The following is a 17105-nucleotide window of genomic DNA, read 5'->3' on the forward strand; positions in this document are numbered from 1 at the left end:
TCACTTTTAAAACCTACCTTGAGTGGACGAAGCGCGTGTCCCCACTAAAGTGCCGCTGCGAGGGGCTCTCAGGGCTTGACCTAGTGAGGTGCCTGGCGCCGCCACCAGGCGACTATGAGGTATCCTTAGAGGCGGGGAGGGGAAGGGAGCTCATAATAAATTCTGAGGGCGTTTACCTTAGGAGCGTCGTTAGTGACGATTACCTCCCCTTCATAAGGACTGCTGACCTTAGGGTCAGCGGCGAGGCCCTCAGAACGCTTGGCTTTGACTTAGAGTCCCTCCTCTGCGAGGCAGTTAAGGGCCTGCTAAACGCATCCCAGCACGGCTCTCAGGCCGCGTCAGAGAAGGCTGCAGAGTGCACGGACCTTGTGAACTCTGTGCTAGAGTCCTGCGCAAAGCAGCGAGTCAGCACCAACGTTTAATTTTCAGTCCCCAGGTATCTGCTGAGGTGCGTACAAGTTTGGACTTTGACCTCTCGCAGGACGAGAAGCTCTTCAAGCAGGCCGTGCACGAGTTCCTCTCAAAGGAATTAGCTCCCATATGGAGCGACATGGACTCTAAGAAAACAATACCAACGGACCTGCTTCACAGGATGGGTGAACAGGGCCTCTTCGCTATCCCTGTGCCAGAAGAGTATGGCGGCCAGGGAGGCAACTTCACGCTCGCGACGCTGGCGGTTGAGGAGGTTGCGTATAACGACCCGGCTGTTGCGACTGCCGTCTTCACGCTACTCAACAACGCGTGGCCCTATATACTTTACCTATATGGCGCTGAGGAGGCCAAGCAGAAGATACTCCCAGCGGTAGGCAAGGGCAGGGGCTTCTTTGGAATAGCTTCTACCGAGCCCACGGGCGGCAGCGACGTCGCGGGAGAGCGCACCAGCGCGACCAAGAACGGGAACATTTACAGGGTCACGGGCGAGAAGGTTTACATAAGCGGTGTCAGGGAGTCCATGGAGCAGCTTGACATAGGGTCCTGGTACCTCATAGCCCGTACCTCGCCCGAGCCAGGCCACAAGTCTCTGACAGGCTTCGCCTTCATAGGTAATGACGGCGGCAGAAGGCCAGAGGGCTTCGAGTACGGAATACTCAACACTATCGGGAGGCACGCCATATCGACAGGCACCCTCAAGTTCAACAACACTCCTGTCGAGGACAGGTACGTCGTGGGGCAGGAGGGCAGGGGCTTCTACATAGCGATGGAGGGCTTCTCCCTCGCCAGGGTGCTCGTCAGCGCAGCCAACATAGGCGCTGCTCAGTGGGCCCTTGAGACAGCTATAAGCTACTCGAGGGAACGCAGGCTCTTCGGCGACAGACCCATAGCGTCATACGAGGGCGTCAGCTTCCCAATAGCTGAGGTGGCCTCCCGCCTGGAGGCCGCAAGGCTTCTGGTCTACAAGGCCGCACAGATGGCTGACAAAATATATGTAAAGAAGGAGCCTGGGCTACGGCCGCACGACCTAGACTACTGGGCCTCGACTGCCAAGATAGAGGCTGTGGAGACTGCCATGACAGCCGCGGAGGTCCTCATGAAGACCTACGGCGCGCTGTCCTACACTGAGGAGGCAAATGTATTTAGGAACCTGCTGGGGGTGCTGTCATACTTTGTGGGAGCAGAGGGCACGCAGAATATAATGAGGTACATAGTTGCCAGGGAGCTCATAGGTAAGGACTACTTGAAGGGTTAAATCATGGAGTTCAGCAGCTCCATCAGCTTCTGTTCATCAAGGGCCAGGCCCCCGAGCCTGGTCCTCAGCCTCTCTGCTATCACAGAGTTGCTGAAGGCCCTCCTCACGGCTTCCCTAACCGTGTCCTTACCTATGCCGTAGTCCCCGAGCCTCTTGTTAAAGCCCACGGACTCAGCAAACCTCTTAAGTATGTTGCCAGCGGTCTCAGCGCTCACCGATGCCGAGGGGTCGAGGAGGCGCAGAAGCCTTGTTGAGACCTCTGGCGAGGCGGAGTGCACTATTGGCGCCAGAGCAGGCCCTATTATTGCTAGGCCGCAGCCGTGCGGCAGCGAGGGCACAAGGCCGCTCAGTATGTTCTCCAACTGGTGTATGATGTTAGTTGGGCTCAGATCTATCGCAACACCCGATATCATTGAGGCATACATAAGCCAGTACCTCGGCGTCTCATCTTTAGGGTTCGAGGCTGCCAGGGGCAAGTTCTCCGCTATCCTCCTCACGGAATCCTCCGCTAAAGTCCACACAAGGGGGGAGCTGCCGTATGTAGTGGCAGCCTCGTAGGCGTGGTAGAGCGCGTCAAAGCTGGTGCAGAGCACTTGCTCCATAGGCATAGACAGCGTGTACCTTGGATCGTCAAAGGCCGCCCTTGGATAGCAGACCTCATTGCCGAGCTTGTCCCCCCTAGTCACATCAGTCAAGTTAGCGTAGCGGTTGACCTCGGAGCCTGTCCCATGGGTTAAGTTCACAGCGTAAACCGGGAGACAGCTCTGGGCGCGCCTCCTGCCGTAAAGGTAGTCCAGCGAGGTGCCGCCGTTCACAGCTATGGCAGCTGCGACCTTAGCCACATCAATTGTGCTCCCGCCGCCTATCGCTATGACCGCCTCAGCGCCGAACTCCTTTAAGTTGCTTGCAAGCTCATCTGCAAGGGAGGAGGGCGGGTTAGAGACTATCTTGTCGAAGTGGGCAAATTCAACATTATTACCCTTGAGTATGGCTATGACGTCGTCGAGGGCTCCGCTAGCCTTGGCTGCCACCCTGCCAGTAACTACCATTACCTTCTTCAAGCCCTTTACGTAGCCCCTCAGGGACTCCTCAGAGCTAGGCCCATAGTGAATCTTGGTACAGCTATATACCCACTCAAACGGCTTCAGCGGCATCTTGCCTCACGGTTCACCGGGAGGAAAGCTAAGTTAAAAAGGGGGACCTGTAGGCTACCTAGTGGTGCGGCGGTAGTCTAGCCTGGACTAGGACGCCGGCCTGCCACGCCGGAGGTCCCGGGTTCGAGTCCCGGCCGCCGCACCACCTCTTTCTGCAAGGCTTCGCAGCAAAAGTTGTTGATAAACTATTAAGTCTCGACGTTGCCGAGGGCCTGAGGGAGGAGCCGTGGCAAGGAGAAGGAGGAAGAGAATTAAGCAAGTAAGGAAGGTCAGAAAGCCCTCCAACTACTTCCAGTGTCCGCGCTGCGGTGCTATGACCCTTACAATATCTTTCAAGAAGCTGGACTCCCCTAACGAGAAGCTGGCGATAGCTAAGTGCGGCACCTGTCACCTCTACTGCGAGCTGAAGGTACCAACCACACTTGACAAGGTTGATGTCTACAACATGATCTCGGACCTTGCATATGAAAACCGCCTTGACGAGTGCTCCCGCCCATATTCAGAGGAAGGCGAGGAGGGGGAGGAGGGCGAGGAAGGGGAGGAGCAGGAGAGCTAAGCTGCAGCTGGCTCGTACAGTGGCACCCTAAGCTCCATCCCTTATTGTGATAGGCCTTAACAGGTGCCGTTTTGAAAAGGCTTGAGCGTGCTTCCAGAAAACAATAACCTTAAAATTGTGTTAGCGCCAGACCTATGCCAGCTGACCTAAAAGAGGAAGAGAGTTTGAAAGCTGGTAAGGTCATGAGATTGCTACTTTCAGAGAAGGCTGAGAAGGGAAAGGTGCACCTGACGCTGATAGACCCTGAGAAGACCTCGCCCTCTGAGGCCGAAAGGATAGCGTCAGTGGCGGCTGATGCGGGCTCCAGCGCCATCTTGGTTGGGGGCTCCCTCGGCATCTTCGAGCCCCAGCTCTCTGAGGTCGTAAAGGCTACGAAGAGGTCTGGCCTACCAGTGATACTCTTTCCTGGAAACTTAAATGGTCTTACCCCTCACGCGGATGCCGTTCTATTCATGACCTTGATAAACAGTGACGACCCCTACTATGTTGGTGGTGTTCAGGCCCAGGCGGCCCCCATAGTTATGAGGATGGGGCTCGAGCCCATACCCACGTCCTATATAATAGTTGGCTACGGTGGGGCTGCGGGGTACATAGGGAGGGCGAGGCCTATTCCATACGATAGGAGCGACATATTGGCAGCCTACGCCTTGGCCAGCGCCATGATGGGCTCCTCCTTGATATACATAGAGGCCGGAAGTGGGGCCCCGGAGCCAGTGCCCCCAAGCTCAATAAAGCTCGTCAGGAAGGCCCTGGATTCCATAGAATTTGATGGCCTACTAATAGTGGGAGGCGGCATAAACTCGCCCAGCGTGGCCGCAGCCCTGACTGAGGCGGGCGCTGACGGCATAGTTAATGGAACGATCGCTGAAAAAGATCCCAGGTCACTCTACCACATAATTAATGCCATTCGCCCGCACAGCTAGCCGTAACACTTCAGCACAACTAACCGTTACTTCTGATTACTTCTAATCTTCAGCGCGGTTGAGGACATGCGCCTGTCAGGCCCTCTATCACGACCCTGCCGTACCCCTCTGAGCCAGCGGTGCCTTTAGGGTCAACTAGGATGACATTAAAAACGGCTTCGGGCCCGATGACGCCGTGAACTAGGATCTCCTCCCGGCGAACGCGCTTATCCTCCTGTTGCCATACTCGTCGAACCCGTAACTTGAAGTCGTAGACCTGAAGGCTAGCCGCTTCTTGCTGCTCTCCAGCGCCCTTAAAAATAGTAAAATTTATAATTTTGTTACCAATTAATACTAAAGCTGAAAGATGCCCAGTGAAGCTCCCCGCGCCTAGGTTAGGGACGCGAGCTCCCAGCCACGACGCGGGGAGAAAGAAGGGCTATGGGACCGAGCGCCGGCGGTCACTTTTAGTGACTGTCACACGACGAGGCCGAACCCTTAAGGAGCACCTCACCGTACTTAAGTCTCAGGGCCTCCTCAACATCAATGCCTACTAGGTTAGCTATGCTGAGCGCCCACGCTATGACGTCCGCCAGCTCCTCTGATACGCCTGCCTTGTCCCTCTTAAGCAGCGCCTCGCCAAGCTCGCCCACCTCCTCTACAAACCACGCAAATGTAGGGAAAAGCCCTCTCTCGCTGTCCCTCTTGAAGTACTCGTCCATCATTGCCTTCTGAACACACCTCAGCTCCACGCGCCCTCCCAGAGTTAAGCTAAAATAAGCCGGAGCGGCAATTAGGATGTGAGGCCTATGCCAGAAAAGAAGAAGAGCTCATCGAGCAGGAAGAAGAAGGAGTCAGGTCCGCTCGCCGCAGCTGGGCTGGTGGCCTTCTACGAGAACTACAAGTCAAAAGTTGAGATATCACCAACTGCTCTGATAATAACTTCAGTGGTTATAAGCGCCATTGTTATAATGGCCAGGTTCATAGTTCACTGAGACCTTTTCTTCGTTCCCTGCTGTAGAGCGCTACCCTCAGGGTCACGCTCTGGCCCAAGGTGAGTATTTCATCAACAACCTTAACCAAGACCTCTGGCGGCAGCTCCTCGGAGCGGTAGAAACCGGAGCTTCCCCTGCTCAGCCTCATCAGTGCGAGGCTGTGCGTGCACCCAAACTCTTCATCACTTGCCAGCCTTCTCTGAAACCCCTCGCAGCTGCAGTACACGGGTAGCTCCTTCACCGTACCTGGGATCCTAGGCCTTACTGGGACCAGTATATGGTCCTCCGCGCTCCCTAAATATACCCAGAGGACTAGGTTTCCAGACCTTAACCTGACAAACCTTTGAGATGAAGCCTCCTCTGTAAGGCTAGACTCCCAGGAGCTGGGGTAGCTCCTGTACTCAGCTACAGACTCGAGAGCCCTCTCAGCGTCACATAAAGTGGGCCTTGGTCTTCCTCGTAAACCTGAGGACTTCATAGTTGCAGCCCTCCTTGCCCACTACAATATAGTCTGCCATGCCCAGGAACAGCCCCGTCTCAACCACGCCAGGTATCCGCTTTAACGTTGCCTCAAGGTCCTCTGGCCTCTCTATGGGGCCGGTGTAAACGTCCACTATCATGCCTCTCAGGTCACTTATGAGGGGGCCGACTTTGCCGCTCCCCTCTCTGGCGACAGCCTTGAACCCCAGGGAGCTCAGCTCCTCAGAGACCAGCGGGTAGGCCTCAGGCACCACCTCTATGGGAAGGGGGCCCTTGGAGCCCAGCCTTCCGACAAGCTTGTCCTCGCCTACAATGAAAATATTCACCCTGCTGAAGTAGGCAAGTATCTTCTCGCCAAGCAGGGCTCCCCCTCTGCCCTTTATCATATGGCCATCGGCTGTCACCTCGTCAGCGCCATCTATGTAGAGGTCCACTGTGCGGCGCTCAGCTGGATATGACACGACGTCCACGCCCCTGCTGCTCAGCTCTAGGGAGGTTGACAGACTTGAGCTGAGGACTCTCTTGCCGCGGAGCAGCTCGGAGGCCACTGATATGAACTCCTTAACGGTGGTCCCCGTGCCCACGCCTGCTACTAGCGACCTTGAAATGAGGTCCTTAAATGTCTCCAGCGCCCCGCGCGCAGCCGCCTCTTTAGGACTGCAGTTATCCAAGGTCCTCAGGCCTCTAGTAGCAAACTGCTACAAATAACTAAAACCATTTGCCTAGGAGGTCTGATCCTCACCATAGAGGGAACCCCGCCCTTCTAGGGCAGGTAGAGCAGGAACGAAGACTTCATCTATTATATTTTATCTTTTTATATTAATTAATAGAGCGGCTCAAGGTAGTCGGCTGCCCTTCATGGACACAGGTGCCCGCTAGGGGCGCAACTTTTTGACCTCCAATCTCCACCTCAAAAAAACTGAGCTTGGGTGTTAAGTAGGTGCCCATACAAAGGCAGCCTGAGGAGCTGATGAAGCTTGCGTCTCAGTTCCTCACAGAGCTTGAAAGCCCGTTTGTAGGAAGGCATGAGGAGTCCCTCGTAATCACGCTCGCCTTAATGACAGGGGAGCACGTAGTCCTGATAGGCGAGCCAGGCACTGCGAAGAGCGCCATAGCCAGGAGGTCCGCGGACCTGCTCAGCGCCAAGTTCTTCAAGTACCTCCTCACCAAGTTTACGGAGCCTAGTGAGCTCTTCGGACCCCTTGACATAAAGGCCCTAAGGCAGGGCGTTTACAGGAGGATAACCACAGGAAAGCTACCGGAGGCTGAGATAGCCTTCCTAGATGAGATATTCAACGCCAACAGCGCAGTGCTCAACAGCATACTTAGTATAATGCAGGAGAGAGTTCTCTACGACGGCTACACTGAGATAAAGGTCCCCCTCTGGACCCTCGTGGGTGCCTCAAACAGGGTGCCCGAGGAGCCTGAGCTTGAGGCCCTCTACGACAGGTTCCTCTTCAGGCAGAACGTGAGGCCGCTGGACGAGGAGTCCTGGGACAGCCTCCTCGACGCCTCGTGGAAGCTTGAGATGGGCATAACGCAGGCAGCGAACAAGGTTATGAGTACGGACGACATAAAGGAGATTAATAACTTGATGTTCAAGGTGGACCTCAGCGCAGTGAAGAGTAAGCTGATAAGGCTCTTCATGATAATGAACGAGAAGGAGCTTCACATAAGCGACAGGAGAAAGGGCAAGATACTGAAGGCCATAGCTGCCCACGCAATACTGGAGGGCAGGCTGCAGGCAACGGAGTCAGACCTGATAGTACTCAAGTACACGGTACCTAAAGACATAGACGACTTTGACAAGGTTAACACCATACTAGTCGAGGAGCTTAAGACTAAGGAGAGGATAATGAGGGAGCTGGAGGAGATAGCGAACAACGTGAAGAACAGTGAGAAGTCAATAAAGGAGCTTGAGGCCTTCGACCCAAGGCTCCTGGACATCTACAAGAACCTCAAGGTGGCTAAGGGCAAGATACAGAGCCTCGTACAGGACGTTGAGGACGAGGAGGTGAGGAGGAAGGCCGAGGAGGTTGACGACATGATAGAGAGCCTCACCCAGGAGATCATGATTAAGCTGAACATGTGAAGTGATAGTGATGAGTGAGAGCCCCAAGGAGAAGGGCCCTGCGAGAAGGCCCTGCTGAGCGTCCACCCGGAGGTAGGGGAGATAGATGAGATAAGGCTCTACCGCGGCGAGAAGGTGCTATCCGTCGCTAAGAAAATAGCTGAGAGGGACCTGGACCAGAGGATCAACACGGCCCTGGCAGTGGACGTCTTTTACACTTACTACCTGCCCGTGCCTCTAATCCCCGAGCACAGCGAAACTGATGACAAGGAGACGGGCTTCAGGAGGTCCATAATAGCGGCTATGACTAAGAGCGAGAGCCTCTGGAAGTCCAAGGTATACACTACGGCCGACACCCTCACGAGCATCGTCGCGGCGGCGTCGTTCGTTGAGAGGCTCAACAAGCTCCTGCCGCCGCCCGAGGGCTCAGGCGGCGGCAAGTCCCAGCAGGAGCAGCAACAGGAGAACGAACAGGAAGGACCAGAGTCAGGCCCACCCAACATTCAGGAGGCCGTCCGGAAGGCCGCTGAGGCCGCTATGAGGGACTCGGAGATGGCGAAGAGAATTAAGATGACAGCTGAAAGGCTTGGAGCAGGCAGGGGGAGCGTCTTCTCCCTTGAGAGCTCAGCCGAGCTTGTGCTGAGGCTTGCAAGGGAGACAGACGTCGCCAGGATACTGGAGAAGATAGAGGGCTTTAAGCTGCCCTCCATTAAGGGAAAGAGCACCCTAAAGTACTCCAAAGGCTGGGCTGCCGGCCTTGAGTACGGCGGTGACTTAGAGAGGGTTCACTACAGCCAGCTGGCCCTCCCCAGTGACCTGTTCTACGCTGACCTTGCCAACGGCAGGCTCATCCTCTATGAGAAGGAGCTCCCCGCGTTAAGAGGACCGATATACGTGCTCCTTGACAAGAGCGGAAGCATGGTGGGCTCAAAAATTGACTGGGCAAGGGCAGTGGCTGTGGCACTCTTTAAGAAGTCCATAGATGAGGGCAGGACCTTCATAGTGAGATTCTTCGACTCTATTCCATATAACCCCACTCTGATCAAGAGCAGCTCAAAGCCTAATGACGCCCTCAGGCTCCTCTCCTACCTAGCTAGGGTCAAGGCTGGCGGCGGCACCGACATAACTAGGGCCTTATCATCAGCCGTTGACGACATAGATAAGATGAAGCTCGGCGGCAGGGATAAGCCCAGCGACATAATTCTAATAACAGATGGCGAGGACAGGCTGAGTCCTGAGATCATACAGAGGATGCTTAAGAGGGTCAACGCACGCCTACACTCAGTCATGATACAGGGCCACAACACCTTCCTTCAGCAGGTCTCATACAGGTACCTAACCGTCCGCAAGCTTGAGCGCAGGGAGGCGCTGGAGGTAGTGGACTTCGGCTGACCCATAGAGCCATTAGTCTGGAAATGCTCCCTTGACCACTAGCGCTCAGGGCGGGGTAACGCCGTACGTCCTTACTATGTTATCAACGTTTAGCCTGTACATGTCGTCCTCGGTAAGGATGGACTCAGCCAATAGCTCCCCTTCAAGGGGCCCAAGTGTCCAGGGGGCCACGAGGCTGTCGCTCAGTCCATTAAAGTCACTTTCAACCATGAAGCCCAACGCCCCCCTGGATATGGCAGCCCTCAGCGCCTCCTCCCTGCCATAGACCGTTGACGCGTAGCCTAATGATGAGGCCGTGGCCACCATGTCAGGCCTGGCGTGATGAAAAACCACCCTTGGTGACGGCTTCACGTTAAGCCTGCCTATAACCTCGTTCGTGAGCAGCACTGTGTCAGGGCCCACATCCTCTAGGTGAAGGTGCACAATGCAGCCAGAGTCCGAGGCAACCCTTATAGCCTCCTCCATTATGAGCTCTGAGACCAGGAGGTTGAGCGGCGCCGTCTTGTAGTGCTGCCTCCCAACCTCGCCGATGCCGTCGAGGAGCCCCTCGCGGCACATCTTAAACTCCTGCCTTATGACTTCGTGCCCAAGCCTAAGTATCTCCGAGGGCCTCATGCCCCCCGACGCGAGCCTATCGACGTCGCCTGGGTAGAAGCCTGCCAGACATGCCACCCTCAGGCCCCTCTCCCTGACCTCTCTGCAGGCCCGTACGTGGATGTCAAGGGACTTCATGTATGCCTCCTCTGGCGCGATCGTAATGCCGTAGTCCCATGGAGACACGCTAACCAAAGCTATAAACCAGCCGCCTGAGCCACGAAACCTATCTGCTAGCTCGCTGGCGCCCACGCCCTTGGCAGCGTTTACGTGCGAGTGCGCGTCCGCTATGGGCACCCTGCTGTAAGCCAACGTTACCTCCTAGATAACTGCCCCTAACCCAAGACATTTTATATAAAGCTTTTTGTTAGGGCCCACGACTACTTAAAGTCTAAGATATTAGTGGTCCCTAGGGCTCAGTTACCCACTCAACATTGCTCAAGACAAGGGAAATAAGTTCACTGTGGACTTGTGGTCGTACCGTAAATTAATTAACGCTATCGAATTGAAGGCGCAGGAGTACGGCATGAAGGTGTACGAAGTTGTTGAGTATAACACGTCTAAGTACTGTGCTTATCACAACGTTGAGGTCAAAAGGTACCCAAGAGGAGTGGTCAGTTGCCCTAAGGGACATAAGCTTCATTCAGATCTGAACGGTGCACTGAACAACCTGAAGAGGGCTATTGGTACTGTGGTTTCAACGGTGAGAAAAAAAGTTGTCTTTCCTGGTACTGCATAACGGAGTAGCACCCGTTAAAGGGGTGTAACACCTGAGACCTCGGGGAGCCCCCGCCCTGAAGGGCGGGGAGGAGGTCAGCTAGCTACCGCTTAAGCGCTGCGGCCCCGTACTTCTCCAGCATTTCTATCCAGCGCCACATGTCGTCTATTTCCTCCTGAAGTCCCTTGAGCTTCTCTGGGTCCTTCAGGACCGTCTGGAACCTGCCCTGGAGCTTCAGGTACTCGACCAGCGGCACCCTCTTCTGTGGGTTCCTGTACATGCCGCTGTAGGGGCTCAGGCTGAACTTACCGTTCTCGTATTCGAAGAGTGGGAAGGCCCCTGTCTGCACCGCCAGCTGAGCCATCTTAGCTGTGAGGCCTGGGTCGAACCTCCAGCCTATTGGACACGGGGCGTGTAGATGTATGTATTTGAAGCCCCTTATTGACGCCGCCTTCCTTAGCTTCTCTATAAAGTCCTGCGGGTAGCCAACTGTCGCTGTTGCCACATACGGCACGTTGTGTGCTATCATTATGAATGGTAGAGGCTTCTTCTTCTCGGTCTTTCCAGCGTAGGTGGTTGTAGTCCAGGCTCCATATGGAGTTAGGCCGCTTCTCTGTATGCCCGTGTTCATGTAGGCCTCGTTATCTACACAGATGTAAATTATGTCGTCGTTGCGTTCTGCCGCGCCGCTCATGGACTGGAAGCCTATGTCAGCGGTGCCGCCGTCGCCCGCCCAGACAACAACGTTGTAGTTCTTGCCGCTCATCTCAAAGGCTGCCTTTATGCCTGAGGCGGCACTTGCAGCCGAGGCGAAGACTATGTTAAGTATTGGGAAGTTTATCCCGCTCTTAGGCACTATGCCCTGTATGACGCTGCTGCAGCCTGCTGGTATCACAAGTACAGCGTTGTCGCCGAGGGCCATCTTAACGTACCTAAGGCCCATAGTCTCAGGGCAGCCTGGGCAGGCAGCGTTGCCAGGCATGCCAAACCTTCTCCTCGGAAGGTCAGCTAACCTTATGGGCATCAGATCCCCACCTCCTTAGCGACGTACTCATATTTTTTGGGCAGCATCCACTTCTGTGGCTCATACACCCTGCCGCTCTCCTCCACCCTGCTAACAAAGTTCATGACCTCCGAGGCGAAGTCCTCAGGTCTCACGTCAACCCCTCCGAGGCCCGCCACCACGCCCCTCATGGAGGTCCCTGTGCCGTAGAGGGTGGCCGCGGTCTCAGTGAAGAGCTGTCCGTAGCTCCCGAAGGACACGCTCCTGTCAAATACTATAACGCCTTTCTTGTTAGCTAGCCTGTCCTTTAAGTCCTCCTCAGGCCACGGCCTCACGAACCTGATTCTCGCGACGCCCGCCCTTATGCCCTTCTCCCTAAGCATGTCAACAGCCTTCTTGGCGTCCCCTGACCAGCTCCCTGTTATGACTATAGTGTAATCAGCGTCCTCGCAGCGGTAGCACTCCAGGAGGCCGCCGTAGGATCTCCCGAAGGTCTTGCCATACTCAAGGTCTACCTCTTTTATAACCTGCTTGGCAGCCTGCATGGCGGCCTGCATTGAGTACCTCATCATGAAGTAATCCTCGTCCGAGGAGATGTTACCCATAACCACATTGCTCTCAGGCGTTATCATGTAGGGCTGCCTCCTTGGTGGGAGCCACCTGTCGACGTCCTCCTGCGACGGCACGTCGACTGGGGCCACCGTGTGCGTCAATATGAAGCCATCCAGGGCCACTATCATTGGGAGGTAGACCCTCGGGTCCTCTGATATCCTGAAGGCCTGAAGCGTGAGGTCCAGGGCCTCCTGATTCTCCTGCGCGGCCGAGATCAGCCAGCCCGTGTCCCTCTGATCAATGAAGTCGCTGTGTTCAACGTGAATGTTCCATGGCGGACCAATAGCCCTAGCGGCCACAGCCATGACAACCGGTATCCTGGCGCCAGCGGCCCACCAGAGCACCTCATGCATGTAGAGGAGTCCGTGGCTTGAAGTGGCAGTAAAGGCCCTGGCGCCAGCGGCGGCGGCTCCAAAGGTCGCTGCCAGCGCGCTGTGCTCGCTCTCCACCCTTATCATCTTGGCCTCGAGCTCGCCCTTGTCCACCATCTCAGCCAGCCTTTCGACCATGGTAGTTTGAGGTGTTATTGGGTAAGCGGCGATGACCTTAACTCTGGACAGCTTCACTGCCTCTGAGACGGCGTGGTTGCCTGTTAGAGCCTTCAGCGTCAAGCGCCCTCACCCCCTGGGGCCTCTGGTACCATCTCTATTGCGTGCGTCGGGCACACGTTGGCGCAGATGCCGCACCCCTTGCAGTACTCATAGTCAACGTAAACATAATCGTCCTCCCTCCGCAATATAGTGTCCTCGGGGCAGTAGAGCCAGCAGAAGAGGCACTTGATGCACTTGTCAAGGTGCACCACAGGCCTCTCCGTCCTCCAGAGGCCTGTCTTGCCTGACGAGCCCTCGGCCGGATATGATATGGGAACCATCCAGTATGTCCTTGGCTTCTCAACTTGAGCTTCCGTAGCTAGTCCCCTCCTAATGTACCCGTTACTGAATACCAAACACGAGTGTAAATAAGCTTTTTATATACTAATCGGGGCTATTCTATTAAGCCCACTCTTGTTTGATCCCTAATTAATTACTTTTTTATTAGCAAAGTGCTGTCTCTTCGAAGGCCCTTATTGCAGCTTCCTGGTTTGCCTTGGCCAAGTGTGGAGAGCTGAAGTACTCGCCTATGGCTCTTACGACCGAGTCTATGCTCACTATGCCACTGGCCTTCGCCAGAGCCCCTACCATGGCGGTGTTAACTGTAGGCCAGCCACTGACGACTAAGTTCAAGTCCTTAGCTATCTTGGTCGCGTTGACGCAGTAAGTCTTAAACTTCGGGAATGGGTTTGTGTTAACTGGGGAGTTAATAACGACTATGCCCTCGGACTTAAGCCCATTGGTGACGTCCACGAGCTTCAACAGCTCATAGTCAAGTATAACTACTATGTCTGGCTCTACAACGTTGCTGTGGACCTCTATAGGCTTATCTGATATCCTGGCGTAGACGCGAACCGGCGCGCCCCTCCTCTCGGCGCCGAACTCAGGTATGGCCTGCGCCCACTTGCCCTCAAAGAGGGCCGCCCTCGCTAGTATTGTGGCTGCTGTGACGGCTCCCTGGCCGCCCCTGCCGTGGAACCTAAGCTCTGTATACATCTCTCGCCCTAGCTGAGCCTGCGCACTGATCTTTTTAGCCGTTGTTGTTAACGCCCTGAGAGGAGCTCCACAGGAAACAGAGGGGTCTATTTAAGGGCGTGCTTGGCCTGGCCAGGAGGCACCCCTCTGTTTCCTATGAATATGTTAGCTGGCTCTGCTGGGGCGTACCGCTGTCCCTTCGGGACGGCTAAGGTTTGGGTAACAGAAATAAGATATTTTATAGTTAATTTTCATTTAAAAAACTAATTAGTACAGAGGATCTTTATACAAACGACATAATTATCTAATAGTAAGAAACGGGGCTATCCGTGCGTCAGTAACTATGGCCTCTCCAGGCGAAGCAGAGGGGTGGGGCTCACAGCTGAGCTCCACAGGAAACGAAGGGGTGTAAACTGGGGAGTAAACAATCAGTAGGTCCTCATTACATCATCGACCTTCACTGACTGTAGCTCCCGGAGCACCGGCAGACTGGCACCTACGGGAGTCAGGTGTCTTGCTCTGCCCCCCCTGTAGTAGTAGTGCCCGGGCATCAGCTCCCTCGTCAGCGAAAGCCTGAGCCTACCCCCCTCAGGCAAGGAGAAGCCGCACCTGGGGCACCTGTAGCCCTTGCCCTTCCCGGCGCTCTCCATCCTGGACCCGCACCTGGGGCACCTAGGAGCCACTTCAACGAACTCATCAGCCAGGCTCAGGACTGACATGAGCTCGGCTGAGACCGTGGGCCTTCCCCTTGGGGAGTACGGCCTGACGCCCCCAACCACCTCTATCACATCCCCTGGCCTTAGCAGCCCGGCGGCCCTGGCCAGCGGCCCCGAGTCCTCATAGAAGGCAATATCATAGACATCACCGTCGGCTGCCCTGGCCTCAACTATGACGTGGCCCCCAGGCAGCTTCAGGGGCCTCGAGCTCACAGTGACCTTCATAGAGACGGAGCGGTAAACCAGCGGCCTTAGCGGGGACGCGTGGACCCCGGTGTGCTGGTTTGACCTGTAAAGGACCGCGAAGTGGGGCCTCTCGCAGAGCGCCTCCTCAAACTTCCACAGCTCCTCAGCGTCCGTGCCCCTGAAGCCCGCGAGCACTGGGTCAGGCCCCCCGGGCGCGGCGCTAGTCAGCTCCTTATCAAGCTCTACGTTGTTCAGAGTCCCGTGGCTGAGGCCCTCAAGCTCTATTACCTTGGGTGAGCTTACGCACCTCCTTGTGCCCCATGCCTCGGGCCTCCTGTAGAAGGTCAGCTCAAACGTGTAGGGGTCACCAGGCGCCAGGGCGGCGAGGGAGGAGGCCGCCCCTATCACCCCCCTCCCGCCGCGCCACAGGGCCCTACCTCCCTCAAGGGCCTTCGTCGCCACGTCAAAGGTGACGACATCTGAGAGCGCCTTCCTGTAGAGCCACCTGAGCCTCTCCAACTCCCAGGGCCTCCCCACGTATACTACGACGCCGGGCGACTTGCCCGGGAGGGGAGGGCGGGGCTGTGTGTACTCCAGAGCCATTGACCACGCAAGCTCGAGGAGGTCCTGGGGGTCCCCATCATAGAGTAGCCTGAGGACCGTGGCGGCGTTGCCCCTGGTTCTCCACGGTATGTTTGGGTTAAGTCTGACGAGGAGGGGATAGTCGGCCAGCCTAACCTTACCCCTGAGCTCGGAAAGGACCAGCCCCGTGAGGTGCGTGGTGCAGCCGCCGTACTGGCTGTCAGTGTCGTCTATCGCAACACTGATCAGCTGCTCAGCCACGTCGATGCACCGCAGTACTGGGGCGCCGTCGCGCCGGCGTTATACACTTTAAAGGGCGCTTTAACGCTATAGCGACCTCCAGGAGCCTTAAGAAGGCCCCTCAACAAGCCGCAACTTCTTGTAAGGGTTACCAGCGCTTTTTACAGGCTAGGTTCGTGGATTTAACTTAATCAAGTAAAAATTCAAGGAGAGAGAAACAGAGAAGTTTAAAAGGTTTATACGAGGTTGCTCACTTGGTGCCTAGCTTGAGCAGGAGCAACTGGCTGGCCTTCGCGGCGCTCTCGCTTGGCATGATCGTCTACGGGCTGGCCGAGAGCTACGGGCCCGTCTCCGTGGCAAGCAACGTTGTGCCGAGCTCGCTCAGCTGGCTGGGCTACAGCCTGCCCTACATATTCGGGGGCGTGGGTGCACTGGTCGCAGGTGTAATTGCGGACTCCCTGGGGAGGAGAAAGGCCTTTCTGCTCACTTCCATTCTAATAATAGCTGGCCTTCTGTTCTACATACCCATCTACTTCCTCGATATGAGTAGCGGTCCGTTAGGCACGGCCCTGCTCATAGCCTCTATGGCGCTCGTGGGCATGGCAGCCATAGGTCTTGAGAGCCCAGTGCTCACAGCTATAGCTGAGAGCACGGACCCCACCTCAAGGAGCAAGTGGCTTGTCCTCGCGCCCAACTTCGGTAATCTAGGCGTGGCCCTGGCCTTCGTGCCCCTCCTAATATACGGCACCTCGGCGTCCGCGCTGCAGGAGAGGTTTGCGCTGCTGCTAATGTACGTCGCCCCAGTCGCCGCATTCATAATAGCCTGGCTCAAGTTCTCAGAGACGCTGCCATGGAAGGCTGTCAGGGAGAGAGTCATTAGTACCGAGGGCGCCTGGAAGGCAGTTGATGGCGGGGCCGCTGAGCCCGTGGTGCCCACAGCGGGCACCGGCCTAAGGTTTGCCACACTCCTTGCCCTCGGAATATCCCAGGACGTCGCCTTCGTCTACATAACCTACGGTGTCACGTACGCCTTCTTCGCCTCGTCGACGTTCGCGGGCATAGGTGTCACAACGCTCGTGCCCCTAATAGGGGGCTTTGTGATGACCGCTGTAGGCATCCTGGCCGCCTTCATGATAACGCCTAAGGTTGGAAGGAGGACCTTCGCCACGCTCTCGTTTGGCCTTCAGTTCACCCTCTGGGCCCTCATCGCCACACTCATCTATATCAGTCACACAGCTTTCACCGCCCCTCTGCTCGCGGCCTTCGCGATAGCGTTCGTGTCGGTCGAGCTGACCTGGGCCGCCAGGGCCCTCCTGGAGCCGGAGCTGTTCCCGACCAACAAGAGGGGTCTCTACGTCTCAGTCATAAGGGCCGCCGTGTGGATAACAGCGGGCGCCATAACTGGCGCGCTGACCTTAACCAGCGTAGGGAGCAACTTCGCCTTTGCGGCATCTGTAATGAGCGCCGTGGCAGCGCTTGGTGTGGCGGGCGCAGTGGTGTGGCAGCGCCTGGGCTTTGAGACGGCCAACAGGAGCCTGGTGGGCCTAGACCTACACCACGTGGCGCCTGTGACTAAGGCTGGGCAGGCAGATCCTCCTGGGGGCAGGAAGGAGAACCATTAGCCGTTACCTTAACCCTTTTATTTTGCCTTC

General features: G+C 56.1%; 18 protein-coding genes, 1 tRNA gene and 1 pseudogene. 10 read left to right on the forward strand and 10 right to left on the reverse strand.

Annotation, left to right across the window (positions count from 1 at the left end):
- The first annotated feature begins 35 nt into the window (after window positions 1-35).
- Together SE86_RS06400 and SE86_RS06405 are read left to right on the forward strand one after the other, a co-directional pair.
- Window positions 36-422, forward strand: coding sequence for a hypothetical protein (locus SE86_RS06400; RefSeq protein WP_148666797.1), 387 nt, complete (start codon window positions 36-38; stop codon window positions 420-422).
- 38 nt (window positions 423-460) lie between these two features.
- Window positions 461-1687: an acyl-CoA dehydrogenase family protein gene (locus SE86_RS06405; RefSeq protein ID WP_117354766.1), complete on the forward strand. Its 1227-nt coding sequence runs from the start codon at window positions 461-463 to the stop codon at window positions 1685-1687.
- Here SE86_RS06405 and SE86_RS06410 read toward each other — a convergent pair.
- The gene (locus SE86_RS06410; protein ID WP_117354767.1) at window positions 1684-2841 is read right to left on the reverse strand and encodes an iron-containing alcohol dehydrogenase; all 1158 of its coding nucleotides are present in this window, start codon (window positions 2839-2841) and stop codon (window positions 1684-1686) included. The genes SE86_RS06405 and SE86_RS06410 overlap by 4 nt on opposite strands.
- Window positions 2842-2907: 66 nt before the next feature.
- On the opposite strand from SE86_RS06410, the gene SE86_RS06415 reads away from it, so the two are divergent.
- The 3 genes from SE86_RS06415 (at window position 2908) to SE86_RS06425 (ending at window position 4320) form a co-directional block, all read left to right on the forward strand.
- A tRNA-Gly gene (locus tag SE86_RS06415) sits at window positions 2908-2986 on the forward strand.
- 81 nt (window positions 2987-3067) lie between these two features.
- The gene (locus tag SE86_RS06420; protein WP_117354768.1) at window positions 3068-3397 is read left to right on the forward strand and encodes a hypothetical protein; all 330 of its coding nucleotides are present in this window, start codon (window positions 3068-3070) and stop codon (window positions 3395-3397) included.
- 182 nt (window positions 3398-3579) lie between these two features.
- On the forward strand, window positions 3580-4320 hold the full coding sequence (locus SE86_RS06425; RefSeq protein WP_174221365.1) for a geranylgeranylglyceryl/heptaprenylglyceryl phosphate synthase: 741 nt from the start codon (window positions 3580-3582) through the stop codon (window positions 4318-4320).
- Window positions 4321-4766: 446 nt separating this feature from the next.
- Here the strand turns inward: SE86_RS06425 and SE86_RS06430 are convergent, their stop codons facing one another.
- Entirely contained in the window at window positions 4767-5051 is a 285-nt protein-coding gene (locus SE86_RS06430; protein WP_117354770.1) for a MazG nucleotide pyrophosphohydrolase domain-containing protein, read from the reverse strand.
- A gap of 57 nt (window positions 5052-5108) precedes the next feature.
- Between SE86_RS06430 and SE86_RS06435 the strand changes: the two genes are divergently transcribed.
- On the forward strand, window positions 5109-5294 hold the full coding sequence (locus tag SE86_RS06435) for a preprotein translocase subunit Sec61beta (RefSeq protein ID WP_117355173.1): 186 nt from the start codon (window positions 5109-5111) through the stop codon (window positions 5292-5294).
- On the opposite strand, the gene SE86_RS08155 is transcribed toward SE86_RS06435, so the two are convergent.
- Window positions 5281-5772: a hypothetical protein gene (locus SE86_RS08155; RefSeq protein WP_148666798.1), complete on the reverse strand. Its 492-nt coding sequence runs from the start codon at window positions 5770-5772 to the stop codon at window positions 5281-5283. The genes SE86_RS06435 and SE86_RS08155 overlap by 14 nt on opposite strands.
- The gene (gene rpiA, locus SE86_RS06445; protein ID WP_117354772.1) at window positions 5726-6445 is read right to left on the reverse strand and encodes a ribose 5-phosphate isomerase A; all 720 of its coding nucleotides are present in this window, start codon (window positions 6443-6445) and stop codon (window positions 5726-5728) included. The genes SE86_RS08155 and rpiA overlap by 47 nt, the downstream gene beginning before the upstream one ends.
- Before the next feature lie 269 nt (window positions 6446-6714).
- Between rpiA and SE86_RS06450 the strand changes: the two genes are divergently transcribed.
- Window positions 6715-7866: an AAA family ATPase gene (locus SE86_RS06450; RefSeq protein ID WP_211096538.1), complete on the forward strand. Its 1152-nt coding sequence runs from the start codon at window positions 6715-6717 to the stop codon at window positions 7864-7866.
- A gap of 114 nt (window positions 7867-7980) precedes the next feature.
- Entirely contained in the window at window positions 7981-9237 is a 1257-nt protein-coding gene (locus SE86_RS06455) for a VWA domain-containing protein (protein WP_211096539.1), read from the forward strand.
- Between the two features lie 45 nt (window positions 9238-9282).
- Here the strand turns inward: SE86_RS06455 and SE86_RS06460 are convergent, their stop codons facing one another.
- A complete protein-coding gene (locus SE86_RS06460) occupies window positions 9283-10143 on the reverse strand; it encodes a TatD family hydrolase (RefSeq protein ID WP_117354774.1) in 861 nt (286 codons plus the stop codon).
- A 109-nt stretch (window positions 10144-10252) separates the two neighbouring features.
- On the opposite strand from SE86_RS06460, the pseudogene SE86_RS06465 reads away from it, so the two are divergent.
- Window positions 10253-10598: pseudogene (locus SE86_RS06465) on the forward strand (zinc ribbon domain-containing protein); the annotation flags it as partial.
- A gap of 54 nt (window positions 10599-10652) precedes the next feature.
- Here SE86_RS06465 and SE86_RS06470 read toward each other — a convergent pair.
- The 5 genes from SE86_RS06470 to SE86_RS06490 all read right to left on the reverse strand — a co-directional run bounded on the left by SE86_RS06470 (window position 10653) and on the right by SE86_RS06490 (window position 15474).
- Complete coding sequence (locus SE86_RS06470; RefSeq protein ID WP_117354775.1) at window positions 10653-11573, reverse strand: 3-methyl-2-oxobutanoate dehydrogenase subunit beta; 921 nt, start codon at window positions 11571-11573, stop codon at window positions 10653-10655.
- Entirely contained in the window at window positions 11573-12775 is a 1203-nt protein-coding gene (locus SE86_RS06475) for a transketolase C-terminal domain-containing protein (RefSeq protein WP_117354776.1), read from the reverse strand. Before SE86_RS06475 ends, SE86_RS06470 begins: the two co-directional genes overlap by 1 nt.
- Window positions 12772-13035 carry a 4Fe-4S binding protein gene (locus SE86_RS06480; protein WP_117355175.1) on the reverse strand — a complete coding sequence of 88 codons (264 nt, stop codon included), beginning with the start codon at window positions 13033-13035 and terminating at the stop codon, window positions 12772-12774. Before SE86_RS06480 ends, SE86_RS06475 begins: the two co-directional genes overlap by 4 nt.
- A gap of 163 nt (window positions 13036-13198) precedes the next feature.
- Entirely contained in the window at window positions 13199-13750 is a 552-nt protein-coding gene (locus tag SE86_RS06485) for a 2-oxoacid:acceptor oxidoreductase family protein (protein WP_117354777.1), read from the reverse strand.
- A 407-nt stretch (window positions 13751-14157) separates the two neighbouring features.
- A complete protein-coding gene (locus SE86_RS06490; protein WP_117354778.1) occupies window positions 14158-15474 on the reverse strand; it encodes a tRNA(Ile)(2)-agmatinylcytidine synthase in 1317 nt (438 codons plus the stop codon).
- Window positions 15475-15719: 245 nt separating this feature from the next.
- Between SE86_RS06490 and SE86_RS06495 the strand changes: the two genes are divergently transcribed.
- Complete coding sequence (locus tag SE86_RS06495; RefSeq protein ID WP_211096542.1) at window positions 15720-17075, forward strand: MFS transporter; 1356 nt, start codon at window positions 15720-15722, stop codon at window positions 17073-17075.
- Window positions 17076-17105 lie beyond the last annotated feature (30 nt).

The organism is Acidilobus sp. 7A, from assembly GCF_003431325.1.
Classification (GTDB): domain Archaea; phylum Thermoproteota; class Thermoprotei_A; order Sulfolobales; family Acidilobaceae; genus Acidilobus.